This window comes from Clostridium sp. SHJSY1 (genome assembly GCF_031626875.1).
GTDB lineage: Bacteria > Bacillota > Clostridia > Clostridiales > Clostridiaceae > Clostridium.
In genome coordinates this window covers 105,774-131,405 of sequence record NZ_JANDMF010000005.1, presented here as the reverse complement: position 1 = coordinate 131,405, position 25,632 = coordinate 105,774, and the positions used below count along the sequence as shown (strand labels likewise).

Genomic DNA, 25,632 nt, shown 5'->3' with positions numbered 1-25,632 from the left:
ATTTGGGTATGACTTATCTTAAAAATGTATATGAGTAATATAGAAAGGGTGGTAATTATGTCAATAAAAAAAGGTATATATAAATATAATACAGGTGAAAAAGATTCAAATGGAAATGAAATATTTGATGATATATATTTTAAGACGTTTGCAAACTTAGTAGAAGAAGATGAAAATCATAGATTTACATCAGATAAGGAAAAAGGAATATGGAACGGAAAGGCTAGTACAGATGTTGTAACACAAACAGTAAATGGATTAATGAGTATAGGAGATAAAAAGAAGTTAGATGGAGTTCAAGCAGGAGCAAATGCATATGTACATCCAAGCAGTCATGCAGCAATAATGATAGTAGAAGATACAAATAATAGGTTTGTGACAGATACAGAAAAGGCAACATGGAATGGAAAAGCAAGTATAGATGTTGTAACACAAACAGCAAATGGATTAATGGCTGCAGTAGACAAAAAAAAATTAGACGGAGTTCAAGCAGGAGCGAATGCATATGTGCATCCAAGTAGTCATCCAGCAACAATGATAGTGGAGGATACAAATCACAAGTTTGTAACAGATACAGAAAAAGCAACATGGAATAACAAAGTGGATAAAAAAGGACTTTTGAATTTAGTATACCCTATGGGTTCAATTTACATGAGTATTAACAATGTAAGTCCATCAACATTTTTAGGAGGAACATGGGTGACTTGGGGAATTGGAAGAGTTCCAATTGGAATTGATGCTTCTCAAGCAGAATTTAGCACTGCAGAAAAGACAGGAGGAGAAAAGAATCATACATTAGCTATTAATGAAATACCTTCACACAATCATACAGATGGTACCTATGATAGATTAATGAAAAAATCTGGTATAAACACTATTACTTCAGCATCAGTTGATAATGATCCTGGATCAGGAGATGAAGTTGATCTTTATTTTAGTGGACGTATTCTTCCAGCAGGAGGAGGTCTGGCTCATAATAATTTACAACCATATATTACTTGTTATATGTGGAAAAGAACAGCATAGTAGTAATTAAGTTAAAGTAGGTGGATGCTATAGAAAAAATAAACACAATAAAAATATTAATATCTAGTATAGGAGCATTTTTAAGTGCTAAACTTGGAATACTGTATATAATGATACCACTTCTTATGGTAGTTATGATAGTTGATTATTTAACGGGGATGCTGTCAGCTAAAAAAGAGAGAAAAACAAATAGTAAAACTGGTATGTGGGGAATAATAAAAAAGTTACTATATGGAGTAGAAATAGCAGTAGCTATGATAGTAGATTGGACAATAATCAATCTAGCAAATGGTTTAGGAATAAGTATAAAAGTTACAACATTTTTTGGATTATTGGTAACCATATGGTTAGTAATAAATGAAATTGTCTCTATATTAGAAAATCTAACTAGATTAGATGTTCCATTACCAAGTTTTTTAGTGAAAGTTGTTTCCAATTTCAAAATTGTAATAGAAAGCAATGGAGAGAAAATGGTTGAAGCTATGAAAATGGAAGATAAAGGGCAACCTTAAGGTTGTCCTTTCATTAATAATGGGGGATTTTATGTTTATAAATAAAGAATTTATAAGTTCGAGAAATTGTTATAATGGTCAAAATAATCCTAAATATATAGTTAATCATGAAACAGATAATTATGATGAAGGAGCTGGAGCAAGAAAGCATGCTATGGCTCAATATGATGGAAATATTGGAGAAGCAAGTGTTCATTATTATGTAGATGATAAAGAAATCTATCAGTGTTTGGAATTAGAGGATGGTGCTTGGGCTGTTGGAGATAGTGGAAACAAAGGGATAATTACTAATAGAAATTCTATTAATATTGAAATATGTGTAAATCCAGATAGTGATTTCTATATAGCTAGGAAAAATGCTGCATGGCTAAATAGTTATTTGCTAAATTGTTATAATTTTAGTGTAGATATGGTTAAAACACATTATGATGCTACAGGCAAAATATGTCCAAGGCAAATGATAAATGATCCTAAGTTATGGAATGAATTTTTGTGTTTTATAGAACCTAGTAAAGAGTTTAATACTTTAAATAATTTTAGTTTATCTCTATTGGATAAAGGAAAATTATTTGTAGGAAATAGGTGTAAGGAACTTCAAGAAAAACTAATTAGTAAAGGATATAATTGTGGAGGATACGGTGCTGATGGTATTTTTGGAGAAGGAACACTTTATTCATTATTAAAATTTCAAAAAGACAATGGACTAGAGTCTGATGGTTTAGCAGGAGAAAGGACATTTAACGTGTTAGATACTCATTTAGTAAATTTCTATGGAAATAATGATATTGTTAGAGAATTACAAGAGGAGTTTAACAAACAGGGATTTGGACCTGTAATAGTTGATGGAATTCTAGGAGAAAAAACATTAAGTCATTGTCCAATTGTTTCAGAGGGAGCAAAAGGAAATATAACATCATGCATACAAAAAATGATTAATATATTAGGATACAATGTCAACGTAGATGGATGCTTTGGTGAAGAAACAAAAAATGCTATAATTGATATTCAGAAAAAAAATAATCTAATTGGAGATGGAATTGTTGGTGAAAATACTTGGGGGATTATATTAAAGTAGAAAAAGGATATTATATAAAAGTATGTTATAACATATAATATTTATAAAGTTTATGTGTTAAGGTGGCGATTTTTTGGAGATTTATACAATTGGGCATTCAAATTATACAATTGAAAGGTTAATTGATATGCTTAATAGACATAAAATTAATTGTGTTGTTGATATTAGAGGAATTCCTTATTCAAAATATAATATTCAATTTGATTTAGAAACAATAAAATATTTATTAAATAAGTCAGGATTTATATATATTTATATGGGAAAAGAATTTGGAGCAAATAGGATGAGTAGAATTTCATATAACGATGAAGGATATGCAGATTTTGAAAAAGTGATTAAAGAGGATGAATTTAGTAATGGAATAGAACGGCTAGAAAATGGATTGAAAAAGGGATATAAAATTGCTTTGCTTGGAGCCATGCAAGATCCAATAAGATGTCATAGAAGCATTTTAGTTGGAAGAACTCTTAGAGATTATGGATTTAATGTAAAACATATAATAGACGATTATTCAACAAAATCACAAAAGGATATAGAAGAAAGTTTATTAGATAAATACTTTCAAAATAGAAGACAGATCAGTATAGAATCAATTCTTGGTAATGAAATGAAAGAAATAGATATGATTATTAAAGCTTATGAAATTGCTAATAAGGAAATTGGATATAGAGTAGAAAATTTGAAATAATATTCTGTCAGATTAAGAATTTAGATATTTTATGGTATAATATCCTTACCATAGAAAATAATAACTTTTGATTTGGTTATTTCAGAAAAGAGGCTATTTAAAATGCTTATAAGGAAAAACGTATTGAGACTAGCTGTTCCTATAATGGTTGAGCAAACTTTTGTTATGCTCCTAGGTGTGTTTAATACCATGATGGCTGGTCATATTGGAGAAGAAGCTGTTTCAGCTATTGGAATGGTTGATTCACTTAATAACATATTTATATCTTTCTTTGCAGCTTTGTCTGTTGGAGCTACAGTTGTAGTTGCCCAGCATATTGGAAAAGAAGATACAAAAAAGGCTAATGAAACAGTTAAACAAGCACTTCTGTCAGGTTTAATTATATCTTCACTAATAACACTATTTATGTGGATATTTAGAGTATGGATTATTAATTCATTTTATGGACAAGCAACAGAATTAGTAAAATTAGATGCTAAGATATATATTGAGTATACATTAATGACGTATCCATTTATAGCTGTAGAGCAAATTGCAAATGGAATCTTAAGAGGTTCTGGAGATACAAAAACTCCAATGATAATAACTATCTTTATGAATATTATAAATCTATTTTTAGGATATATTTTTATATATGGAATTAACTTAAATAATATAGGTATTAATTTTAGTACTCCTTCATTTGGTATTAGTGGTGCAGCAATTGCGATAGCTATTGCAAGGTTAGTTGGAACCATAGTTATAATATCTAACTTAATTAGGGGAAGTAAAAATATAAAGCTTAGAAAAGTAATTCCCTTCAAATTTGATTTTAAGATTCAAAAAGAAATATTTGGTATCGGTATTCCTGCAGGAGTAGAGCAATTGTTGTTTAATGCAGGTAAATTTATTGTGCAAGTTTTCATAGTAACTATGGGGACTGCTTCAATAGCTTCAAACACAATTGGAATGTCTATTTGTCAAATTCCAAATGTGTTAGGTAATTCTTTAGCTATTGCTGCAACTACTTTAGTTGGTCAATATGTAGGAAGAAATGATATTAAAGGTGCAAAGAGCACATTGATTTACTTATGTAAGTTTGCTACAGTGTTTATGGTGATAATAGGAGTTATATGTATGCCTCTTGCACCATATTTAGCGAATTTATATACTGATAACCAAGATGTTATATCACTTTCTGCAATTTTAATTAGAGCAAATGGGATAGCAATGGTTATCTGGCCAATATCCTTTGTTTTTTCAGCAGGGCTTAAAGGGGCTGGAGATACAAGGTATACAATGTGTACAGCAATAATTGGAATGTGGCTATTCAGAATTCTTGTGGGATATTTTCTAGGTGTTATTTTAAAGCTAGGAGTATTAGGAATTTGGATAGGAATGTTTAGTGATTGGTTAGTTAGAGGGTGTTTGTATACATTAAGATTAAGAGGAACAAAGTGGCTTAAACATAGAATTGTATAATAATATATTAAAGGTGGCGTAACTTGGAGGTTTTGCCACCTTTTTGAACAAAATTAATTAAATTTTATCATGAAATGTTCTATTAATAACATCAAGTTGTTGTTCATGAGTTAATTTTATAAAGTTAACTGCATATCCAGAAACTCTAATTGTTAATTGTGGATATAATTCTGGATGTTCCATAGCATCTAATAAAGTTTCTCTACTAAATACATTAACATTTAAGTGATGTGCATCTTGAACAAAATATCCATCCATAAGATTGCTTAAATTGGCAATTCTGTCTTCAGGAGATTTTCCAAGAGCATCAGGTATTATGGAAAAAGTATTGGAAATACCATCTTGTGAATGCTCATAAGGTAATTTAGCAACTGAATTTAAGGATGCCAATGAGCCACTAGTATCTCTTCCGTGCATTGGATTAGCACCTGGTGCAAATGGTTGACCTGCTTTTCTTCCACATGGAGTGCTTCCAGTTTTCTTACCATATACTACATTAGAAGTTATAGTTAATACTGATTGAGTATGGAATGCATTTCTATAAGTTTTATTTTTTCTTATTTTATTCATCATATTCTTAACTAGGAATATAGCTATATCATCTACTCTATCATCATCATTACCGTATTTAGGAAAATCTCCTTCAATTTCAAAATCAATAGCTACTCCTTCATCATTTCTAATTGGTTTAACTTTAGCATATTTAATAGCTGAAAGTGAGTCTGCACAAACTGAAAGTCCTGCAATACCACAAGCCATTGTTCTAAATACATCTCTATCATGTAGAGCCATTTGTAAGCTTTCGTAGGAATATTTATCATGCATATAGTGAATTACGTTAAGAGTATTAACATATAATTTAGCTAACCAATCTGTCATAGCATCAAATTTATCCATTACTTCATCATAATCAAGATATTCAGATGTTATTTTTGCTGTTTTTGGACCAACCTGAACACCAGATTTTTCATCAATACCTCCATTAATTGTGTATAGAAGAGTTTTGGCAAGGTTAACTCTAGCACCAAAGAATTGCATTTGTTTACCAACTCTCATAGCCGATACACAACAAGCTATAGCATAATCATCTCCCCAATAAGGAGCCATTAAGTCATCATTTTCATATTGAACGGAACTTGTATCAATTGAGATTTTTGAGCAAAAATCTTTAAATCCTTGAGGTAATCTTGTTGACCAAAGTACAGTTAAATTTGGTTCTGGTGAAGGTCCTAAGGTATAAAGTGTGTTAAGAATTCTGAATGAATTTTTAGTGACTAAAGTTCTTCCATCTATACCCATACCACCAATGGATTCAGTAACCCATGTAGGGTCACCTGAGAATAAATCATTATATTCTGGAGTTCTTAAAAATTTAACTAATCTTAATTTCATTACAAAATGATCTATAATTTCTTGTGCTTCATCTTCTGTTATTATTCCATTTTTTAAATCTCTTTCAATATATATATCTAGGAATGTTGAAGTTCTTCCGATTGACATAGCAGCACCATTTTGTTGTTTAATTGATCCTAAATACCCAAAGTATAACCACTGTACAGCTTCTTTTGCATTAGAGGCCGGTATAGAAATGTCAAAACCATAAACTTTGGCCATTTCTTTTAGTTCTTTAAGAGCAACAATTTGATCAGAAATTTCTTCTCTAAGTCTAATAATTTCTTCGTCTATAGTGCTAACTTCTAAAGATTTCTTTTGTTTTTGCTTATCTTCAATTAATCTGTCTACACCATAAAGAGCAACTCTTCTATAATCTCCAATTATTCGTCCTCTTCCATAAGCATCAGGAAGTCCAGTTATTATTCCATATTTTCTAGCTAATTTCATTTCATCTGTATAAGCATCAAAAACACCTTGATTATGAGTTTTTCTATATTTAGAGAAAATTTTAGATATATTTTCATCGACTTCATATCCATAAGATTTTGCAGCGTTTTCAGCCATTCTTATACCACCATGAGGCATAACAGCTCTTTTAAGAGGGGCATCTGTTTGAACACCAACAATTGTTTCTAAATCTTTATTTATATATCCAGCTTTAAATTCGTTAATACCTGATACTGTTTCTGTATCTACATCTAAGACGCCACCATTAATTCTTTCTTTTTCTAATAATTCACAAACTTCATTCCAAAGCTTTTTAGTATTTTCAGTAGCGTCTTTCAAGAAGCTAGAATCACCAGTATAAGGAGTATAATTTTTTTGTATAAAATTTCTAACATCAATTTCTGATGACCATGTGCCATCATTAAAGTTAAACCATTCTTTTTTCATAACAATTCCCTCTTTCGCTAAATTTTTAACAGCTAACTATTAATTGATATTAATTAATAATAATTATTAATTAGCTTCTTTATCATAATGTACCATTAATATGGAGAAAAGGCAAGAAAAAATTTTTATGCAAAAATTAAAATTGAAAAAAAGAAGTTTAAGTGGTATCATTAATAAGTAAAAATCATATAGACAGTTCGTTAGACCATCCTGTCTCTAAAAAAAACTAGGCAAAATAATATAACTATAATTGAAGTTTAGTTTATTTTATTATGTCTATTTTGGCATTATAAAATAAACTTTTTTTATTGAAAATGTTATATATATTTACATTAGAGGAGAAATATTATGTTTATAATAAAAAGCGAAGTGCAATTTGATATGGCACATTATTTAAGTGGATATGAAGGGAAATGCTCAAATATTCATGGGCACAGATACAGGCTAATTGTTAAGTTGAAATCAGATATATTACATAAAGAAGGGCAGTTAAGAGGAATGGTAGATGATTTTTCAAATTTTAAGTCATCACTTAAAGAAATTGAAGAAACATTTGATCATAAGTTAGTAATTGAAAATAATGAGGAAGGAAAAGAGTTAATAGAAAAATTGGAAGATCTTCCTATGGATTTTGACATATATACAGTGGAATATAGACCAACAGCAGAAGAGATGTCAAGGGACATATTTTACAGATTGAAGGAAATGGGGCTTCCTGTATATGAAGTAGAATTGTTTGAAACACCAAATAATAGTTGTATTTATATGGAGGATTAATAATGTTTAATGTAGTTGAAAAGTTTTTATCCATAGATGGAGAAGGGCCAACTTCAGGAGAACTTGCAACATTTATAAGATTTCAAGGTTGCAATTTAAGATGTTCTTGGTGTGATACTAAGTATTCATGGGAAAAAGAAAGTTCAAACGAGAAACTAAGTGCTAAAGAAATTTATGAATTTATAAAAGAAATGAAAAGTAAAAATGTTACATTAACAGGTGGAGAACCGTTAATTCAAAATGGAATAGATGAATTACTTGAATTATTAAATTCTGATAATGAATTAATTATACATATAGAAACAAATGGATCAGTAGATATAAAACCATTTAAAGAGAAATATAGCAATATAATATTTATAGTTGATTATAAACTTCCACTTAGCAAAATGACGACTTTAATGAGTTTAAATAATTTAGATTCAGTTGATGGAAAGGATGTATATAAATTTGTTATTGGAAGTAATGAAGATTTAAATGTAGCTTATGATATTATAATTAAGTATGATTTAGTTTCAAAATGTTTGGTTTATTTTAGTCCTGTACTTGGAAAGATAGAATTAGAAGATATAGTTGAATTTATAAAAGAAAGAAATTTAAATGGAGTAAGATTACAAGTTCAACTTCATAAAATTATTTGGGATAAGGAAAAGAGGGGCGTATAACATGAGTAAGAAGATAGATACTGAAAAAATTCAAGAATGCATTAGAGAAATATTAATTGCTCTAGGTGATGATCCTAATCGAGAAGGACTTATTGATACTCCAAAAAGAGTAGCAAAAATGTATGAAGAAGTTTTTGAAGGTATGAATTATTCAAATAAAGAAATAGCAGAAATGTTTGGAACTACCTTTGAGGAAGAAGAGTATGGAAGTGAAAGTCATAAAAATCTAGTTGTAGTTAGAGATATAAAAATACACAGTTATTGTGAACATCACTTAGCACTTATGTATAATATGAATGTTACAGTTGTTTACAAACCTAAAAAGAAGATAATAGGATTAAGTAAGATAGCCAGAATTGCAGATATGGTTGGAAGAAGACTGCAATTACAAGAACGTATAGGTAAAGATATAGCAGAGATAATAACTATTGTTACAGAAAGTGATGATGTTGGAGTTTTAATAACTGGTGAACATAGTTGTATGACTTCTCGTGGAATAAAAAAAACAGGTACTCTAACTACCACAACAACATTTACTGGAGAGTTTGAGAAAAATGATGCATTAAGGCATGAAGCTTTATTAATAATGAAATAAGAGGTGAATTTTAAATGGCAAAAAAAGCGGTAGTAGTATTTAGTGGGGGACAGGACTCTACAACATGTTTATTTTGGGCGATGAAAGAATTTGATGAGGTTATAGCCGTAACTTTTAATTATAATCAAAAACATAAAAAAGAAATAGAGTGTGCTACAGAAATAGCAAAGGAATTGGGGGTTGAACATCATATTCTAGATATGGAATTACTTAATCAATTAGCACCTAATGCTTTAACTAGAGATGATATTAAGATTGAAGCAGGAAAAGATGGAGGATTACCTTCAACTTTTGTAGAAGGAAGAAATATGTTATTCCTAACCTTTGCTGGTGTACTTGCCAAAGTTAAGGGGGCAAAGCACATTATTACAGGAGTATGTGAAACGGATTTTAGTGGGTACCCTGATTGTAGAGATGTATTTATAAAATCACTTAATGTAACATTAAATTTAGCTATGGATTATAGTTTTGTTATTCATACTCCATTAATGTGGATAGACAAAGCACAAACTTGGGAGATGGCAGATAGTTTTGGAAAACTTGATTATGTAAGAAATAAAACACTTACTTGTTACAATGGAATTGTAGGAGATGGATGTGGGGAATGTCCTGCATGTATTCTTAGAAGAAGAGGGCTTGAACAATACTTAAATAGCAAAGGGGAGAACAAATAATGAGTGGAAGAAATAAAGAAGAATTAGATGGAATAACTCTATTAGGAAATCAAGGAACAAAATACAACTATGGATATGATCCAGATGTATTAGAAGTATTTGATAATAAACATCCAGGAAATGATTATTTTGTAAAGTTCAATTGCCCAGAGTTTACAAGTCTTTGTCCAATTACAGGACAACCTGATTTTGCAACTATTTATATAAGTTATATACCAGGAGAAAAGATGGTTGAAAGTAAATCTTTAAAGTTATATCTATTTAGTTTTAGAAATCATGGAGATTTTCATGAAGATTGTATGAATATAATTATGAAGGATTTAATAAAGTTAATGGAGCCTAAATACATAGAAGTATGGGGGAAATTTACTCCAAGAGGTGGAATAAGTATAGATCCATATTGCAACTATGGAATAAGAGGAACAAGATATGAAAAAATCGCTGAACATAGAATGATGAACCATGATTTATATCCAGAAAAAGTAGATAATAGATAGTTAATAATATAGAAATTTTAATATATATGTTGTGAATTTTGATTGTAAATTGCAACATATATATTTTTTTTAGAATAAATTAGTGTATTTTCGTGAAAACTAAATTTAGTCTATTTTTTAGGAGGTTTTGCAATGTTTAGAAGTAAAGACTTATATATGAAAAACATTTATGACTTCAACGGAAAAAAATTAGGGGTATCAAGAACCATATATATCGATTTTTATAGGGGGAAGGTATTAGGTCTTGGATTTAATAGTTATAGTGTTAAAGGAAAAAGAAATTTCATTGATGTAAAAGATATAATTCTTATTGATGATGATATTTTAGTTAAGGGGGCAACAAAGGGTCAAGGACTTAAATTTTCTGATATAAAGGATATGGAGGTTATTGATAGATTAGGAAATAGTAAAGGTGTAGTAGAAGACGTACTTATAAATGAAGAAAATTTTAAAATTCAAGGATTAATTATTAGTCCTAGCATTGTAGATAGGATGTTAAGAGGTAAAGAAGTAATTCTAATTAAGAATTCTGTCCTTGGAGAAGATTATATTTTATATTTAGGAGAGCCTAATGTAGTACTAAAAAATATTCCTCATGAAATAAGCAAAAATGAATATTTTAAAAAAGCATAGAAGATTTTTTGGAAACTTAATATTTTTATTTATAGGTGTCTTATTTATAGTGTTATATCTGTTTATTAATGAATTTAAGGAAACTGTAAATATTATTTTGATATCATATCTTATTGCATATATTTTAGTACCTATTAGAAATAGAATAAGAGATAGATTAAAAATAAAAAACAGAATAGTTTCTTTGATATTAATTCTATTTTTAATGATTTTATTTATTGTATCTTTAGTTCTGTTGATTCCAGCAGTATTTAAAGAAATAGATAATTTGGAGCCAGTGATAAAAAAAATTACTATATTTTTAGAAGAAAATATAGAGAACTCTAAACATCTGAATTTAGGGTTTGCAAAATTTTTATATGATGAAATAAAACAAGGAATGGTGGAATTTGGAGATGTATTGTCTACAAAATTGGTAGATAATATAATATCAATTAGTGAACATATGTTATCTATGGCAGTAATTCCGGTTGTAACATATTATTTTCTAGCAGATAATAAAGAGATAAATGGAAAATTTTTAAATTTAGTTCCATTAGAAAAAAGAAAAATAACTAAAGTAATAACTTCAGATATCAATAAACTATTAAGTAGATATATTGGTAGTCAGTTAATATTATCAGTAATTGTAACAGGGATTACTTTCATTATGTTGTTAATACTTAAAGTGAAATTTTCAATAGCATTATCCATATTAAATGGTATATTAAATATTATTCCATACTTTGGCCCTATTTTTGGAGCAATACCAATAATTTTTATAGCTTTATTAGATTCTCCAACTAAGGGACTGTGGACAGGAATAGGAATATTTTTATTACAGCAGATAGAAGGAAATATATTATCACCTAAAATAACAGGAGATAGCATAAATATACATCCTTTAATGATTATTATTTTACTAATTATAGGAGAAAATTTTGGAGGATTTGTTGGAATGCTTATAATTGTACCTATTGGAGTAATAATTAAAGTGATTTGGGAAGATATAAATTATTATATATTTTGACCAAATTTATATATAAGTATAAAAATATTGACATACTATTAAAGTTAAAATATAATTTTATTAAATAAATATTAAGTGTTGATAAGGATAAGTAGATGTATTATTACTATTTAGAGAGAAAGTGGTTGGTGAAAACTTTTTAGAATATATTTCGAAGCTACCTTGGAGCTATAAATTTCTAAGAGATGTGTTATTTTACACATAATTAGGGTGGTACCGCGGAAGTACAGCTTTCGTCCCTTGGTTTGGGATGAAGGCTTTTTTATTTATATTATATATTGGAGGAATAGAAAATGAAAAATATAGGGACTAATGAATTAAGAGAAGAATTTTTAAAGTTCTTTGAAAGTAAAGAACATTTAAGAATGAATAGTTTTTCTCTTGTTCCAAAAAATGATAAAAGTTTATTGTTAATAAATGCTGGTATGGCTCCTCTTAAGCCATACTTTACAGGGTTACAAGAGCCACCAAAAAAGAGGGTTACTACATGTCAAAAGTGTATAAGAACTGGAGATATAGAAAATGTGGGAAAAACATCAAGACATGGAACGTTCTTTGAGATGCTTGGAAATTTTTCTTTTGGAGATTATTTTAAAGAAGAAATAATTCCTTGGGCATGGGAGTTTATTACCAAAGTCCTAGAAATCCCTAAAGATAAACTATATGTAACTATTTATTTAGACGATGATGAAGCATTTGAAATTTGGAAAAATAAGACTGATGTTAGTACAGAAAGAATTTTTAGGCTTGGAAAAGATGATAATTTTTGGGAAATCGGAGTAGGCCCATGTGGACCATGTACAGAAATTCACTTTGATAGAGGTGATGGGACAATAAAAAATGTAGATGATTTCTTAAAGGCAGCTGATGAAGACAGAGTTGTTGAATTTTGGAATTTAGTATTTACTCAATTTGATAAAGATGAAGATGGAAATTATAATAAGTTAACTAATCCTAATATAGATACAGGAATGGGACTTGAAAGAATTGCAACAATAATGCAAGGTGTTGATAATATATTTGAAATAGACACTGTAAAGAATATTTTAGCAAAGGTGTCTAGTCTTTCAGGGGTTAAATATGGAGAAGATAAAGATAAGGATATTTCATTAAGAATAATAACTGACCATGTTAAAGGTGTAACTATGCTTATTTCGGATGGTGTAGGACCAAGCAATGAAGGAAGAGGTTATGTTCTTAGAAGATTACTTAGAAGAGCTGCAAGACATGGAAGACTTCTTGGTATTAAAGGATTATTCTTAACAGAAATAGTTGATGAAGTAGTAAAAAACTATGGAGGGGCTTATCCAGAACTTAAAGAAAGCCAAGAATATATAGAAAAAATAGTATCATTAGAAGAAGAAAGATTTAATGAAACTATAGATTCAGGTATGAATATACTTTTAGGGTATATTGATGAAATAATAAAAGAAACGAAGAATACTTTATCTGGGGATAAAGCATTTAAATTGTATGATACATTTGGATTTCCTTATGAATTGACAGAAGAAATTTGTGAAGAAAAGGGACTAAAAGTTGACAGAGAAAACTTTAATAAAGAAATGGAGGAGCAAAGAACAAGAGCTAGAAATGCTAGAGGAGAATCTTCCTATATGGGTAGTGAAGAATTAGCAATAAATAAGATAGATGCATCTATTACAAGTGAATTTATAGGATATGGTGCATTTGAGGGAGACGGAAAAGTTTTAGTTCTAGCTAATGAAACTGAGTTTGTAAATAGTTTAAGTGCTGGAGAAAATGGATTTGTATTAACTAATAAAACTCCATTTTATGCTGAAATGGGTGGTCAAGTAGGTGATGATGGGGTAATTACATCAAAAGGATTAGTAGTAGAAGTATATAATACTAAAAAAAATGTAGGTGGAAAGACTATACATTATGTTAAAGTTTTAGAAGGAATTATTAGTCAAGGTGATGAGGTTACTCTTAAAGTAGATAGAGTAAGAAGAAATAGCATAAATAAGAATCATACAGCAACACATATGTTACATGAAGCATTAAAGGAAGTTGTTGGAGAACATGTAAATCAAGCAGGATCTTATGTTGATGATGAAAGATTAAGATTTGACTTTACTCATTTCCAAGGGCTATCATTAGAAGAGTTAGATAAAGTTGAAGCATTGGTTAATGAAAAGATTATGGAAGTTTATGATGTTGAAACTAATCTCATGACATTAGATGAAGCAAGAGAAAGTGGAGCTATGGCTTTATTTGATGACAAGTATGGAGATAAGGTAAGAGTTGTTTCAGTGGGAGAGTTCTCAAAAGAATTATGTGGTGGAACTCATGTAAGAAATTCAGGAGAAATAGGATTATTTAAAATAATTGGAGAATCTGGAGTTGCTGCTGGGACTAGAAGAATAGAAGCAGTAACAGGATTTAATGCTATTAGATTTGTAGAAGAAAAAGAAAATATTTTAAAAGATGCATGTCATGCTTTAAAATGCAACGAAAAGGACATAATAAATAAAATAGTAGCACAAAATTCAGAGATTAAGGAAAAAGAAAAAGAAATTACAGAATTAAAGAGTAAACTAACAAGTGGAGTTGAAGATGATATACTAAAGTCACTTAAGAATATAAATGGTGTAAATGCAATTTCTTATGCTTTAGAAGATGTTGATGCAAATGCGTTAAGAGATCTAGCTGATAAGCTTCGTGATAAAATAGGAACAGGAATTGTTGTATTAATAAGTAAGACTTCAGGAAAAGTTAATTTAGTAGCAATGGCAACTAAGGATTGTTTATCATCTGGAGTTCATTGTGGTAAGATAATTAAGGAAGTAGCATCTATAGTTGGAGGAAGTGGTGGCGGAAGGCCAGATATGGCTCAAGCTGGAGGAAAGGATCCTGAAAAAATAAATGAAGCAACAGAAAAGGTATATGAAATACTTAATTCTTTAGCAAAATAGTATACATTTAGTAAAATGTAGAGTATAATTAAAACAAGTATAGATAAATTAACATAAGGATATACTAAAAGTAATAGTTATATTCCTTAACAATTTTGTAAGGGGGTGAGCTGCAAAAGTTGCAGCAGGATTATGAGTAACAATATTGAACAAACAATGCAATTTGATGTATCTAAAAATAAAGAAGCGTTAACAAAGGTAATATTAACAGAGGTCTATGATTCTTTACAGAAGAAAGGGTATAATCCCATAAATCAACTTGTTGGATATCTAATTTCTGGAGACCCTACTTACATTACAAACTATAACGGAGCAAGAGCTTTAGTAAGGAAACTTGAAAGAGATGAAATCCTTGAAGAAGTAATAAAATCTTATTTAGAGATAAAGTAAAGGGTGCCCGTTAAAAAGCGGGCACCCTTTAAATTTAAGTTTAGGAGTGCAAAATGAGAATACTAGGATTAGATGTAGGTCAAAAAACTATTGGAGTAGCTCTTTCAGATCCTTTAGGTTTTACAGCGCAAGGAATAACAACTATCAGAAGAGAAAGCAGAAAAAAGGATGTTGAAACTTTAAAAGAATTATGTTCGGAATATGAAGTTGAAACAATAGTTATAGGTCTTCCTAAAAATATGAATGGATCTATTGGATTTGCAGGAGAAAAAATAATTGAATTTTCTGAATTGGTTAAACAAGAAATAGATATCAAAATCGAATTTTGGGATGAAAGACTTACAACTGTAGCAGCTCATAGAGCAATGCTTGAAGCAGATTTATCAAGAGGAAAAAGAAAAAAAATTGTAGATAAAGTTGCTGCAACATATATACTTCAAGGATATTTGGACAGAATATCTAATATGAAGTGATAAAATTATTAATTGAAAATTATTATTGACAATTTAAGTATATAGTAATTAAAATGATTACAAAAGGAGCTAAGATATAAATGGTAAAAGAATTAGAATTTATATATTTATTAAATGAAGATGGTAAAGAAGAAAAAATGAAAGTCATAACATTCTTCAAAATTGAAGATTTAAATACAGAGTATGTGGTTGTTACACCAGCAGGTATAGATGTAGATGAAGCATATGTTTTAAAATTTATAAAAGATGAAGATGGAAATGAAAGTTATGTTACTATTGAAGATGAAAATGAATTTGATTTAGTTTCAGAAACTTATGAGTTATTAATGCAAGAGGATGTAGAATAATAGTAATTTCAAGCAAGTGAGGTGTTGTTGATGGGGAAGATTATCAGTATAGATTATGATATGCTTAAAGAAGAGTTAAAGAAAAAAGGATATAAACTAACTCCACAAAGAAGGTCAATTGTAGATACTATAGTAGATAGTGAAGGCAAACATTTAACAGCAGAAGAGATATATGATGAAGTTAAAAAAAAGTGTCCAGAAATAGGATTAGCAACAGTATATAGAACAATATTGTTACTAGAAGAAATAGGTGTAGTTAGTAGATTGCATTTAAATGATGGTTGTAGTAGATATGAGTTAGTTCACAGTGATGAGACTCATAGACATCATCATCTCGTATGTAGTGTTTGTAATAATGTTATAGAAGTTGAAGATGATCTTTTAGAAGAACTTGAAGCTAGAATTGAAAAAAACTATAATTTTAAGATTGTAGATCATTCTGTTAAGTTCTATGGGATTTGTAGTGAATGTAAAAAGGATGAATAAAGGGAAATCTTAATTAAAGTAAGAAATCCTTTGTTTATATAAAAATTAAATAAGGAGGGGAAATATGAGAACAGAAAGAGCGAAGGTTAAGATAATACCTCTTGGAGGATTGAGTGAAATCGGTAAAAACCTTACAGCTATTGAATTTAAGGATGATATAGTAGTAATAGACTGTGGCCTTAGATTCCCAGACGAAGATATGTTTGGAATAGATGTAGTAATTCCCGACGTCTCATATCTAATAAAAAATAAGGAAAAGATTAGAGGTATTTTTTTAACTCACGGACATGAGGACCATATAGGTGCGTTGCCTTATGTATTGAAACAATTAAATGTTCCTGTATATGGTACTAAGCTTACTCTAGGAATTGTTGAAACAAAGCTTAAGGAACACGGACTATTGGGATCAACTGAACTTATTGTAGTTAAGCCTAGAGATATTATAAAATTAAATATTGTTTCTGTTGAATTTATTAAAACAAGCCATTCAATTGCTGATTCGGTTGCAATAGCTATCCATACACCTTTGGGGGTAATATTGCACACAGGAGATTTTAAAATTGATTATACACCAATAGATGGTGTCTTGACTGATTTTGCAAGATTTGCAGAGTTGGGTAAAAAAGGTGTATTGGTTATGCTTGCAGATTCAACAAATGTTGAAAGACCAGGGTATACTATGTCAGAAAGAGTTGTTGGAGAAAGCTTTATGAAGTTATTCAATAAAGCTGAAGGAAGAATAATTGTTGCAACTTTTGCATCAAATGTTCATAGAATTCAACAAATTGTTGATGCGGCAGAAAATCATGGTAGAAAAGTTGCTGTATCAGGAAGAAGTATGGAAAATATAGTTCAAGTAGCTATGGAACTTGGTTATTTAGTAATGCAAGAAGGAACATTAATTGGCATTGATCAGGTGTCAAAGTATCCTAATAATAAGGTTGTACTAATTACTACAGGTAGTCAAGGAGAGCCAATGTCAGCTCTTGCTAGAATGGCAGCTTCTGAACATAAAAAAATTAACGTGCTTGAAGGAGATACCGTTATAATTTCAGCATCACCAATACCAGGAAATGAAAAGTTTGTTTCTAGAGTAATTAATCAATTGTTTAAAAAAGGGGCAGAAGTAATTTATGAATCTTTAGCAGAAGTTCATGTATCAGGGCATGCTTGTCAAGAAGAGCTGAAATTGATGCAAACTTTAGTAAAACCAAGATTTTTTATTCCTGTTCACGGGGAGTATAGACACTTAAAACAACATGCAGAACTTGCTTGTAAAGTAGGATTGCCTAATAAAAATTTTGTGTTAGCTGAAAATGGAGATGTAATTGAAGTTACTAGAAACTATATTAAAAAGAGTGGAACAGTAACTTCTGGTCAAGTTTTTGTTGATGGATTAGGGGTAGGAGATGTTGGACATATTGTATTAAGAGATAGAAAACATCTATCTCAAGATGGTATTCTAACTGTTGTTGTAACAATAGAAAGAGATACAGGTTCTGTAATAGCTGGCCCAGATATTATTTCTAGAGGATTTGTATATGTAAGAGAATCAGAAGGACTTATGGATGAATCAAGGGAAATAGTAAAAAATGTTCTTAGAGATTGTGAAGAAAGAAATATAACAGATTGGGCAACTTTAAAGGCAAACATGAGAGATGGGTTAAGAGAATTTTTATATGAGAAGACTAAGAGAAAACCAATGATATTACCAATTATAATGGAAATATAATTATGTTGACTTTTTTTGTATAAAAGTTTAGAATGAAAATGTTGTTGAAAATTGGATGAGAAAGTCATCCAATTTTATTTTGGAAAGAATTATTTATAGGTTTACATAAAAAGAAACCAAAATTTTGGAGGTAAGTAATGGAATTAGTTAAAAGAGAAGACATAAGAAATATAGCTATCATAGCTCACGTTGACCATGGTAAGACAACATTAGTGGATGCACTTTTAAGACAAAGTAATGTATTTAGATTAAACGAAAAAGTTGAAGAGAGGGTAATGGACTCTAATGATTTAGAAAAAGAAAGAGGAATTACAATTTTATCAAAAAACACTGCAGTAATGCATGATGGAGTAAAGATAAATATTATAGATACTCCAGGACATGCAGATTTTGGTGGGGAAGTTGAACGTGTGCTTAAGATGGTTGACTCTGTTTTACTTGTAGTTGACTCTTATGAAGGACCAATGCCTCAAACTAAGTTTGTTTTAAAGAAAGCATTAGAATTAGGATTAGAGCCAATTGTTGTAATAAACAAAATAGATAAACCAGATGCAAGACCAGAAGAAGTTATTGATGAAGTATTTGAGTTATTTATAGAACTTGGAGCTAATGATGAACAATTAGATTTTCCAATAATATATGCTTCAGCAAGAAATGGATTTGCAAGATATAATGTTGAAGATACAAATGAAGACATGCAACCATTGTTTGAAACAATATTGAAAAATGTCAATTGTCCAGAAGGTTATATAGATGCTCCATTACAAATGCTTGTTTCAACATTAGATTCAAATGCGTTTGTGGGTAAAATTGCAATAGGAAAAATTCATAGAGGTAAAGTTAAGAAAAATCAAACAGTTACATTAATTAGTAATGATGGAACAACAAAAAATTATAAGGTTACAAATTTGTTTACATATAATGGACTTAAAAGAGAAGAAACAGAAGAAGCGGCTTTTGGTGATATAGTGGCTTTAAGTGGTGCAACGGAAGCGAATATTGGAGATACAATTGCAGATTCAAGTGAACCAGAAGCGCTTCCATTTGTCCATATAGATGAACCTACATTAAGCATGAACTTTATGGTAAATGATTCGCCACTTGCTGGGCAAGAAGGAGAATTTATAACTTCAAGACATTTAAGAGATAGACTTATGCAAGAACTAGAAACAAATGTAAGTTTGAGAGTTAAAGAAATAACTCCAGATTGCTATGAAGTTTCAGGTAGGGGAGAATTACACTTATCTATACTTATTGAGACAATGAGAAGAGAGGGATATGAATTCCAAGTATCAAAAGCAAATGTTATATTTAAAGAGGAAAATGGTAAGAAGTTAGAACCTATTGAATATTTAACAATAGATGTTCCAGAAGAATTCATGGGACCTGTAATGGAAAAACTTGGGCCTAGAAAAGCAGAAATGGTAAATATGACATCAGCAGTAAATGGATATTCAAGACTTGAATTTAAAGTGCCTGCAAGAGGTCTTATAGGATTTAGAAATGAGTTTATGACAGATACAAAGGGTAACGGAATCATGAATCATGTGTTTGATAGCTATGGTCCATATAAAGGTGAAATTCCTACAAGAAGTAGAGGGTCAATAGTATCTTTTGAAGCTGGAGATGCTATAGCATATGGATTATTTAATGCTCAAGAAAGAGGATCATTATTTATAGGAGCAGGTGTTGCTGTATATGAAGGTATGATTGTAGGAGTATGTGGTAGAGCAGATGATTTAGACATAAATGTATGTAAAGGTAAGAAACTTACAAACACAAGATCATCAGGTGCAGACGATGCAGTAAAACTTGTTCCGCCAATAGTTATGTCTTTAGAAAATTCGCTTGAATTCATTAATAATGATGAGTTGGTAGAAGTTACTCCTTTAAATATAAGAATGAGGAAAAAAGTTTTAAATAGTGGAGATAGAAGAAGACTTATAAGTAGAAATAAAAAATAATTTGTTGTTTTTTGTAGCATAAAGTTATATTAAAATAAATTTTAGCTTTATAAACTCTTTAAATCGTATTATAATGAAGTAAATAGCCTTGGATGGCTATTTACTTTTATATTTAGGGGGTTTTTATGAAAAAAAGTAGTATAAAGGGAAAATTGTTTAAATTCATCATTGTTGTAATTGCAATTGTATTGGGACTAACTTATTATTATAAAAGTATAATAAGTCAACCATTAAAAATGAATAGCAATACAATAGAGATAGAGGTTGATGAAGGTGAATCTTTTAATTCTGTTTTAGAGAAGTTGGATAAGGCAGGAAACTTACGTAATAAATATATTGTAAAATTAAACTTAAAGTTAACAAATGAATCTGTTAATTTGTTTTCAGGGAAATATGAAGTAAGTAAGAATATTACATTAGAGGAGTTAGTTAAGACACTTCAAACTAAAGATTTAAGCAAAGATAAGGTAGCAGTATCCATTCCAGAAGGATATTCTATAGACAATATTGCTAAAAGGTTGGAAGAGAATGGACTATTTTCTAAGGATGAATTTATAAATGCTGTTAAGGCCTATAAAGCACCTAATTTTGTAAAAGTAGATTCTCGTAAAAAGTATAATTTAGAAGGATATTTATATCCAGATACATACTTTTTCCTTAAAGGAGTAACTCCTAATGAAGTAATTAATACAATGGTAACCAATTTTCAAGAGAAAATAAAGGAAATTGCAACAGAAAGTCAGAAACAAATAAATGATGCAGATATGGAAACTTTAATAACAAAAGCATCTCTTGTAGAGAAAGAAACTGTGTTAGATGATGAAAGACCTTTAGTTGCATCTGTAATAGAAAACAGATTAAAGACAGGAATGAAATTAGAATTTTGTTCTACAGTAAATTATGTTATTGGATATGAAGGAAAAGAATTATTAAAAGAGAGTGATACAAAAGTTAATTCTCCTTATAATACATATCAAAATAAAGGATTACCAATAGGACCTATAACAAATCCGGGTAAAAAATCTATTGTTGCAGCTTTGAATCCTGCTAAAACAGATTATTTATTTTTTGTATTGCTTAAAGGGCAAGATGGAAAACAACATTTTTCAAAAACTTTAGCAGAACATCAAAGTGTATCAAAGCAGCAAGGGTATAAATAAAATTAGGAGGAATGTATGAGCGGAATCAATTATGATTATATGGAAGAATATATTAGGGGGCTTATACCAGAAAGGAAAGGTACACTAAAAGAGATAGAAGATTTTGCAAGAGAAAATGGAGTGCCTATAGTACAAAGAGAATCTGGTAAATTTCTGGAGTTTATGGTTGGTATGAAAAAACCTTTAAAGATTCTTGAGCTTGGAACAGCTATAGGGTTTTCTTCTATTCTAATGTATGAAGCTGCAGGTACGAGTCCTAATATAGTTACTATTGAAAGAGATGAAAAAATGATAGAGTTAGCCAAATTAAATTTAAAAAGGTTTGATTTAGAAGATAAGATACAAATAGAAGAAGGAGATTGCTTAGATATCTTAGAGAAATTAGATGAACCTTTCGATTTGATTTTTATGGATGCAGGAAAAGGACATTATAATCATTTTCTTCCTCATTGTTTGAGGTTGCTGAAAAAGGATGGTATTATAGTTGCAGATAATGTTCTTTTTAGGGGGATGGTTGCATCTGATGAACTTGTAAAGAGGCGTAAGATAACAATAGTTAAAAGAATGAGAACATATTTAGAAATGGTATCAAGTGATACAGAATTAATTACATCTGTAATACCAATAGGAGATGGTATTGCAATAACTAAGAGGAGGTAAAAACGTGAAAAAAAGAGTTAAGCCTGAAGTTTTAGCACCAGCAGGAAGTTTAGAAAAACTAAAGATAGCAATAGATTTTGGTGCCGATGCTGTATATTTAGGAGGAGGCAAGCTAAATTTAAGGGCTTTTTCTGATAACTTTACTAATGAGGAAATTGCTGAAGGAGTAAAGTATTGTCATGATAGAGGAAGAAAAGTATATGTAGTTGTTAATGTTTTTGCAAGAAACTATGATTTAAATGGAGTTGAAGATTACATAAAGGGGCTTGAAAAATTAGGAGTAGATGCAATTTTAGCAGGTGACCCAGCATTAATTGTTGCAGCTAAGAAAGCAGCACCTAATTTAGAAATACATTTAAGTACACAAGCTAATACTGTAAACTGGATGAGTGCAAAGTTTTGGTATGAACAAGGTGTTAAAAGGATTGTTCTGGCAAGAGAACTTACATTTAATGAAATAAAAGGATTTAAAGAAAACTTACCAGAAGATTGTGAAATAGAGGCATTTGTTCATGGGTCAATGTGCATAGCGTATTCAGGTAGATGTCTAATTTCCAATTATATGTTAGGTAGAGATGCAAATAAAGGGATATGTTCAAATGCATGTAGATACAAATATGCTTTAGTAGAAGAGACTAGACCAGGAGAATATTATCCTATTGTAGAGGATGAAGATGGAACATATATAATGAATTCAAAGGATTTATGTATGATAAAACATATTCCTGAACTTGTTGAAAGTGGAATTGATTCATTAAAAATTGAAGGAAGAATGAAAAGTGAATTTTATGTAGCATCAGTTGTTAAGGCTTATAGAGAAGCTGTAGATGCATATTTTGAAGATCCAGATGGATATGATTTTAAAGAAGAATGGATGCATACTGTAAATAGAGTTAGCCATAGACAATACCATACAGGATTTTTCTTTGGAAGAAATGGTGAACAAAATTATGATGTATCTTCATATATAAGAAATTATGATATAGTTGGAATAGTTAAATCATATGATTCAGAAACAAAGATTGCAACTATACTTCAAAAAAATAGAGTGTTTAAAGATGATTGTGTTGAAGTTTTAAGAGCTAATACACCTGATTTTGATGTAACTTTAATGGATATGTTTGATGTAGAAAAAAAAGTGGTAACAGATGTAGCTAATAGAGCACATATGTTATTTACTGCAAAAGTGGATAAACCATTAAAGGAAAATGATATGTTAATTAAGGGAAAGAAAGTATTGAACCTTTAAAGAAAGGTGAGGAGGATAATTGATGAACAAACCTATCTTGATAGGCATTACTGGAGGATCAGGCTCAGGTAAAAGTACTATTGCAAATGAAATTTTTGAAAGTTTTGGTGGAAAAAAAATTGTAATGATGCAGCAAGATGCATATTATAAAGATCAAAGTCATCTTACAATGGAAGAAAGAGTTAAAACAAACTATGATCATCCTAGGGCATTTGATAATACTCTTTTTGTAGAACATTTAGAGGCATTATCAGGTGGAGAAACTATAGAAAAACCTATATATGATTTTACAGTACATAATAGAGCTAAGGAAACTGTAACAGTTCATTCAAGAGAAATCATCATAGTAGAAGGTATTCTTATTTTAGAAGATGAGAGAATTAGAAATCTTCTTGACATTAAGGTGTATGTAGATACTGATGCAGATGTACGAATAATAAGAAGACTTCTCAGAGATATGGAGGAAAGAGGACGAACTGTTGATTCAGTAGTAAATCAATATCTTACAGTTGTAAGACCTATGCATTTCCAATTTACTGAACCTACTAAGAGGTTTGCAGATATAATTATACCAGAAGGTGGACATAATAAAGTAGCTATAGATATTCTTGTAACAAAGATGAAAGATATACTTAATTAGTTGTATAAAACACCTTCTCTCTGTCTAAAATTTAAGATAGAGGGAAGGTGTTTTTTATTTTTATTCCGAGACATGATTCAAGAATAAGATGTATATTATATACTTTTGTTGTGATATTTATATTTTTGATAAGTAGACTTTTTTATCTTCAAGTTTTTCCATCCAGTGAAGTTTTAAGTGGATATGAATCTATGCAATCAGAAAATATTAGTGATTCAAAATACAGACTTTTAGATACTAATGGGAAAGACTTGATAAAATACAATAAAAAATATGTTTTAGTTATTGATAAGAAACCATTTAGTTTAAATAATTACGAAGAGACTCTAGAAGACTTAATGGCATTGAATTTTATTATGAAAAATGAATATGAAAATTTTAATTATACAGATGTCATGAAATCTAGTGGAAAGTTATATTATACCATTTCAGAGGATGCATATAATAAAATAAACGAGTTAAAAAATGTTAAAGGAATATATACTTATGTTCATGATGAAGCTGATAAAAAGGAAGCATGGACAATAAGTAATATTTTAGATCAAATGCCAGATAAAGAAAAGGTAGTAGAGGATTCGTTGGAAGAAAAGATATACAATCTAACCATTAATAATGAAGAACCTAAAAAGAATTTTTCATTAAATGATAAATATGTATATTCAAAAGATAAACAGATATTGGTGGATGATAATACAAACATTAAGTTAACTGTTGATGAAGATATAGTTGAAAAAATAAAAGAAGTTCTTCAAAAAGATGAATTTAAAAATCTAGGTAATGTAGGAGTAAGTTTAATGGAATCAGATACAGGGAAAATAAGAGCTCTTGTTCAAAAAGATGAAACACAAGCAAATATAAATTTAGCTATAGAAGGAGCTGGTTATGAGCCAGGATCTGTATTTAAATTGATAACTTTAGGAACTGCTTTAGAGGAAGGGAAAGTTTCATTAAGTGATGTATATACTTGTAATGGTCATATATGTAAAACTGCTCATGGAAATCTTACATTGCAAGATGCATTGGTAAAATCATGTAATGATTGTATTGCGAAAGTAGGAAATGAATTAGGATATGATAAAATTATGGAATATTCAAAGAAAATGGGGCTTTTTTCAAGAGTTTTAAATATAGAAGGAGATGGGAGGAATGAAGCAGAGGGAGAAATTCCTAAGGAAGAAGCAGGTCTTAATAATATATCTATTGGACAATGTTTGACTGTATCTCCTCTTCAAATATTAGGTGCAACTAATACTATTGTTAATAATGGAGTATATGTTAAACCATACATTATCGAAAGTACTGTAGACAATGAAGATAATGTAATAGAAGAGTTTGAAACAGAAAAACACAAGGTATATAGTGAAACAACAAGTAAATTGATGCAAAAGGCTATGGTGGAAGTTGTCAACCGTGGGACTGGTGTTAATGCAAAGGTAGATGGTAGTACAATAGGGGGTAAAACAGGCTCTGCTACAAGCGGGGATAAAAATACACATGGTTGGTTTTCAGGATTTTTTAAAATAAAAAATAAAACCTATACTATGACAATCTTTGCTCCCAATATAGCTGGAAAAGGTGTTACAGGAGAAGAGGTAGGAGGGGGTAATACAGCAGCTCCTATATTTAAAGAAATAGTTAAATCATTAAATTCGCAAGCAAAGTAACTTAAGGTAGTATTCTGTCAACAAAGTAAATAT

General features: G+C 29.8%; 25 protein-coding genes and 1 other annotated feature. Of the genes, 24 read left to right on the top strand and 1 reads right to left on the bottom strand.

Annotated features, from left to right (window positions below; genetic code table 11):
• Positions 1-57: 57 nt before the first annotated feature.
• The 5 genes from NNC19_RS04870 (at position 58) to NNC19_RS04850 (ending at position 4,762) form a co-directional block, all read left to right on the top strand.
• A complete protein-coding gene (locus tag NNC19_RS04870) occupies positions 58-1,026 on the top strand; it encodes a phage baseplate protein (protein ID WP_310937494.1) in 969 nt (322 codons plus the stop codon).
• Between the two features lie 20 nt (positions 1,027-1,046).
• The gene (locus NNC19_RS04865) at positions 1,047-1,538 is read left to right on the top strand and encodes a phage holin family protein (protein WP_310937493.1); all 492 of its coding nucleotides are present in this window, start codon (positions 1,047-1,049) and stop codon (positions 1,536-1,538) included.
• A gap of 31 nt (positions 1,539-1,569) precedes the next feature.
• Entirely contained in the window at positions 1,570-2,613 is a 1,044-nt protein-coding gene (locus NNC19_RS04860) for a peptidoglycan-binding protein (protein ID WP_310937492.1), read from the top strand.
• Between the two features lie 73 nt (positions 2,614-2,686).
• The gene (locus tag NNC19_RS04855) at positions 2,687-3,301 is read left to right on the top strand and encodes a DUF488 domain-containing protein (RefSeq protein WP_310937491.1); all 615 of its coding nucleotides are present in this window, start codon (positions 2,687-2,689) and stop codon (positions 3,299-3,301) included.
• Between the two features lie 102 nt (positions 3,302-3,403).
• Positions 3,404-4,762: an MATE family efflux transporter gene (locus NNC19_RS04850; RefSeq protein WP_310937490.1), complete on the top strand. Its 1,359-nt coding sequence runs from the start codon at positions 3,404-3,406 to the stop codon at positions 4,760-4,762.
• Positions 4,763-4,819: 57 nt separating this feature from the next.
• Here NNC19_RS04850 and pflB read toward each other — a convergent pair whose 3' ends face one another.
• Positions 4,820-7,051: a formate C-acetyltransferase gene (gene pflB / locus NNC19_RS04845; protein WP_310937489.1), complete on the bottom strand. Its 2,232-nt coding sequence runs from the start codon at positions 7,049-7,051 to the stop codon at positions 4,820-4,822.
• A gap of 348 nt (positions 7,052-7,399) precedes the next feature.
• Between pflB and NNC19_RS04840 the strand changes: the two genes are divergently transcribed.
• From NNC19_RS04840 to NNC19_RS04750, 19 genes are all read left to right on the top strand, one after another.
• Positions 7,400-7,828 carry a 6-carboxytetrahydropterin synthase gene (locus tag NNC19_RS04840; protein ID WP_310937488.1) on the top strand — a complete coding sequence of 143 codons (429 nt, stop codon included), beginning with the start codon at positions 7,400-7,402 and terminating at the stop codon, positions 7,826-7,828.
• 2 nt (positions 7,829-7,830) lie between these two features.
• The gene (queE, locus tag NNC19_RS04835; RefSeq protein ID WP_310937487.1) at positions 7,831-8,493 is read left to right on the top strand and encodes a putative 7-carboxy-7-deazaguanine synthase QueE; all 663 of its coding nucleotides are present in this window, start codon (positions 7,831-7,833) and stop codon (positions 8,491-8,493) included.
• Position 8,494: 1 nt separating this feature from the next.
• On the top strand, positions 8,495-9,088 hold the full coding sequence (folE, locus tag NNC19_RS04830; protein ID WP_310937486.1) for a GTP cyclohydrolase I FolE: 594 nt from the start codon (positions 8,495-8,497) through the stop codon (positions 9,086-9,088).
• A 14-nt stretch (positions 9,089-9,102) separates the two neighbouring features.
• Positions 9,103-9,762 carry a 7-cyano-7-deazaguanine synthase QueC gene (queC, locus tag NNC19_RS04825; RefSeq protein WP_310937485.1) on the top strand — a complete coding sequence of 220 codons (660 nt, stop codon included), beginning with the start codon at positions 9,103-9,105 and terminating at the stop codon, positions 9,760-9,762.
• Positions 9,762-10,259 carry a preQ(1) synthase gene (gene queF, locus NNC19_RS04820; protein WP_310937484.1) on the top strand — a complete coding sequence of 166 codons (498 nt, stop codon included), beginning with the start codon at positions 9,762-9,764 and terminating at the stop codon, positions 10,257-10,259. Before queC ends, queF begins: the two co-directional genes overlap by 1 nt.
• 132 nt (positions 10,260-10,391) lie before the next feature.
• Entirely contained in the window at positions 10,392-10,892 is a 501-nt protein-coding gene (locus NNC19_RS04815) for a PRC-barrel domain-containing protein (RefSeq protein WP_310937483.1), read from the top strand.
• Entirely contained in the window at positions 10,870-11,901 is a 1,032-nt protein-coding gene (locus tag NNC19_RS04810; protein WP_310937482.1) for an AI-2E family transporter, read from the top strand. Before NNC19_RS04815 ends, NNC19_RS04810 begins: the two co-directional genes overlap by 23 nt.
• A 69-nt stretch (positions 11,902-11,970) precedes the next feature.
• Positions 11,971-12,145 (top strand) — a binding site (T-box leader).
• A 49-nt stretch (positions 12,146-12,194) separates the two neighbouring features.
• Positions 12,195-14,834, top strand: coding sequence for an alanine--tRNA ligase (gene alaS, locus NNC19_RS04805; RefSeq protein ID WP_310937481.1), 2,640 nt, complete (start codon positions 12,195-12,197; stop codon positions 14,832-14,834).
• A 132-nt stretch (positions 14,835-14,966) separates the two neighbouring features.
• The gene (locus NNC19_RS04800; protein ID WP_310937480.1) at positions 14,967-15,224 is read left to right on the top strand and encodes an IreB family regulatory phosphoprotein; all 258 of its coding nucleotides are present in this window, start codon (positions 14,967-14,969) and stop codon (positions 15,222-15,224) included.
• Positions 15,225-15,277: 53 nt separating this feature from the next.
• Complete coding sequence (gene ruvX, locus NNC19_RS04795) at positions 15,278-15,697, top strand: Holliday junction resolvase RuvX (RefSeq protein ID WP_310937479.1); 420 nt, start codon at positions 15,278-15,280, stop codon at positions 15,695-15,697.
• An 80-nt stretch (positions 15,698-15,777) separates the two neighbouring features.
• Positions 15,778-16,044 (top strand): DUF1292 domain-containing protein, encoded by a 267-nt coding sequence (locus tag NNC19_RS04790; protein WP_310937478.1) that lies wholly within the window; start codon positions 15,778-15,780, stop codon positions 16,042-16,044.
• A gap of 30 nt (positions 16,045-16,074) precedes the next feature.
• Positions 16,075-16,530: a Fur family transcriptional regulator gene (locus tag NNC19_RS04785; protein ID WP_310937477.1), complete on the top strand. Its 456-nt coding sequence runs from the start codon at positions 16,075-16,077 to the stop codon at positions 16,528-16,530.
• Between the two features lie 64 nt (positions 16,531-16,594).
• Positions 16,595-18,262 carry a ribonuclease J gene (locus tag NNC19_RS04780; RefSeq protein ID WP_310937476.1) on the top strand — a complete coding sequence of 556 codons (1,668 nt, stop codon included), beginning with the start codon at positions 16,595-16,597 and terminating at the stop codon, positions 18,260-18,262.
• A 137-nt stretch (positions 18,263-18,399) separates the two neighbouring features.
• Positions 18,400-20,226 carry a translational GTPase TypA gene (gene typA, locus NNC19_RS04775; RefSeq protein ID WP_310937475.1) on the top strand — a complete coding sequence of 609 codons (1,827 nt, stop codon included), beginning with the start codon at positions 18,400-18,402 and terminating at the stop codon, positions 20,224-20,226.
• A 125-nt stretch (positions 20,227-20,351) separates the two neighbouring features.
• Entirely contained in the window at positions 20,352-21,386 is a 1,035-nt protein-coding gene (gene mltG, locus NNC19_RS04770; protein ID WP_310937474.1) for an endolytic transglycosylase MltG, read from the top strand.
• A gap of 15 nt (positions 21,387-21,401) precedes the next feature.
• Positions 21,402-22,046 carry an O-methyltransferase gene (locus NNC19_RS04765; protein ID WP_310937473.1) on the top strand — a complete coding sequence of 215 codons (645 nt, stop codon included), beginning with the start codon at positions 21,402-21,404 and terminating at the stop codon, positions 22,044-22,046.
• Positions 22,047-22,050: 4 nt separating this feature from the next.
• Positions 22,051-23,295, top strand: coding sequence for a U32 family peptidase (locus NNC19_RS04760; RefSeq protein WP_310937472.1), 1,245 nt, complete (start codon positions 22,051-22,053; stop codon positions 23,293-23,295).
• Between the two features lie 22 nt (positions 23,296-23,317).
• Positions 23,318-23,935, top strand: a complete 618-nt coding sequence (udk, locus tag NNC19_RS04755) for a uridine kinase (protein ID WP_310937471.1) — start codon at positions 23,318-23,320, stop codon at positions 23,933-23,935.
• Positions 23,936-24,126: 191 nt separating this feature from the next.
• Complete coding sequence (locus tag NNC19_RS04750) at positions 24,127-25,599, top strand: penicillin-binding transpeptidase domain-containing protein (protein ID WP_310937521.1); 1,473 nt, start codon at positions 24,127-24,129, stop codon at positions 25,597-25,599.
• Positions 25,600-25,632 lie beyond the last annotated feature (33 nt).

Coding starts and splice junctions, on each gene's coding strand:
- NNC19_RS04870 (WP_310937494.1), top strand. CDS start 58: ATGTCAATAAAAAAAGGTATATATAAATATAATACAGGTGAAAAAGAT.
- NNC19_RS04860 (WP_310937492.1), top strand. CDS start 1,570: ATGTTTATAAATAAAGAATTTATAAGTTCGAGAAATTGTTATAATGGT.
- NNC19_RS04850 (WP_310937490.1), top strand. CDS start 3,404: ATGCTTATAAGGAAAAACGTATTGAGACTAGCTGTTCCTATAATGGTT.
- pflB (WP_310937489.1), bottom strand. CDS start 7,051: ATGAAAAAAGAATGGTTTAACTTTAATGATGGCACATGGTCATCAGAA.
- NNC19_RS04840 (WP_310937488.1), top strand. CDS start 7,400: ATGTTTATAATAAAAAGCGAAGTGCAATTTGATATGGCACATTATTTA.
- queE (WP_310937487.1), top strand. CDS start 7,831: ATGTTTAATGTAGTTGAAAAGTTTTTATCCATAGATGGAGAAGGGCCA.
- folE (WP_310937486.1), top strand. CDS start 8,495: ATGAGTAAGAAGATAGATACTGAAAAAATTCAAGAATGCATTAGAGAA.
- queC (WP_310937485.1), top strand. CDS start 9,103: ATGGCAAAAAAAGCGGTAGTAGTATTTAGTGGGGGACAGGACTCTACA.
- queF (WP_310937484.1), top strand. CDS start 9,762: ATGAGTGGAAGAAATAAAGAAGAATTAGATGGAATAACTCTATTAGGA.
- NNC19_RS04815 (WP_310937483.1), top strand. CDS start 10,392: ATGTTTAGAAGTAAAGACTTATATATGAAAAACATTTATGACTTCAAC.
- NNC19_RS04810 (WP_310937482.1), top strand. CDS start 10,870: ATGAATATTTTAAAAAAGCATAGAAGATTTTTTGGAAACTTAATATTT.
- alaS (WP_310937481.1), top strand. CDS start 12,195: ATGAAAAATATAGGGACTAATGAATTAAGAGAAGAATTTTTAAAGTTC.
- NNC19_RS04800 (WP_310937480.1), top strand. CDS start 14,967: ATGAGTAACAATATTGAACAAACAATGCAATTTGATGTATCTAAAAAT.
- ruvX (WP_310937479.1), top strand. CDS start 15,278: ATGAGAATACTAGGATTAGATGTAGGTCAAAAAACTATTGGAGTAGCT.
- NNC19_RS04790 (WP_310937478.1), top strand. CDS start 15,778: ATGGTAAAAGAATTAGAATTTATATATTTATTAAATGAAGATGGTAAA.
- NNC19_RS04785 (WP_310937477.1), top strand. CDS start 16,075: ATGGGGAAGATTATCAGTATAGATTATGATATGCTTAAAGAAGAGTTA.
- NNC19_RS04780 (WP_310937476.1), top strand. CDS start 16,595: ATGAGAACAGAAAGAGCGAAGGTTAAGATAATACCTCTTGGAGGATTG.
- typA (WP_310937475.1), top strand. CDS start 18,400: ATGGAATTAGTTAAAAGAGAAGACATAAGAAATATAGCTATCATAGCT.
- mltG (WP_310937474.1), top strand. CDS start 20,352: ATGAAAAAAAGTAGTATAAAGGGAAAATTGTTTAAATTCATCATTGTT.
- NNC19_RS04765 (WP_310937473.1), top strand. CDS start 21,402: ATGAGCGGAATCAATTATGATTATATGGAAGAATATATTAGGGGGCTT.
- udk (WP_310937471.1), top strand. CDS start 23,318: ATGAACAAACCTATCTTGATAGGCATTACTGGAGGATCAGGCTCAGGT.
- NNC19_RS04750 (WP_310937521.1), top strand. CDS start 24,127: ATGCAATCAGAAAATATTAGTGATTCAAAATACAGACTTTTAGATACT.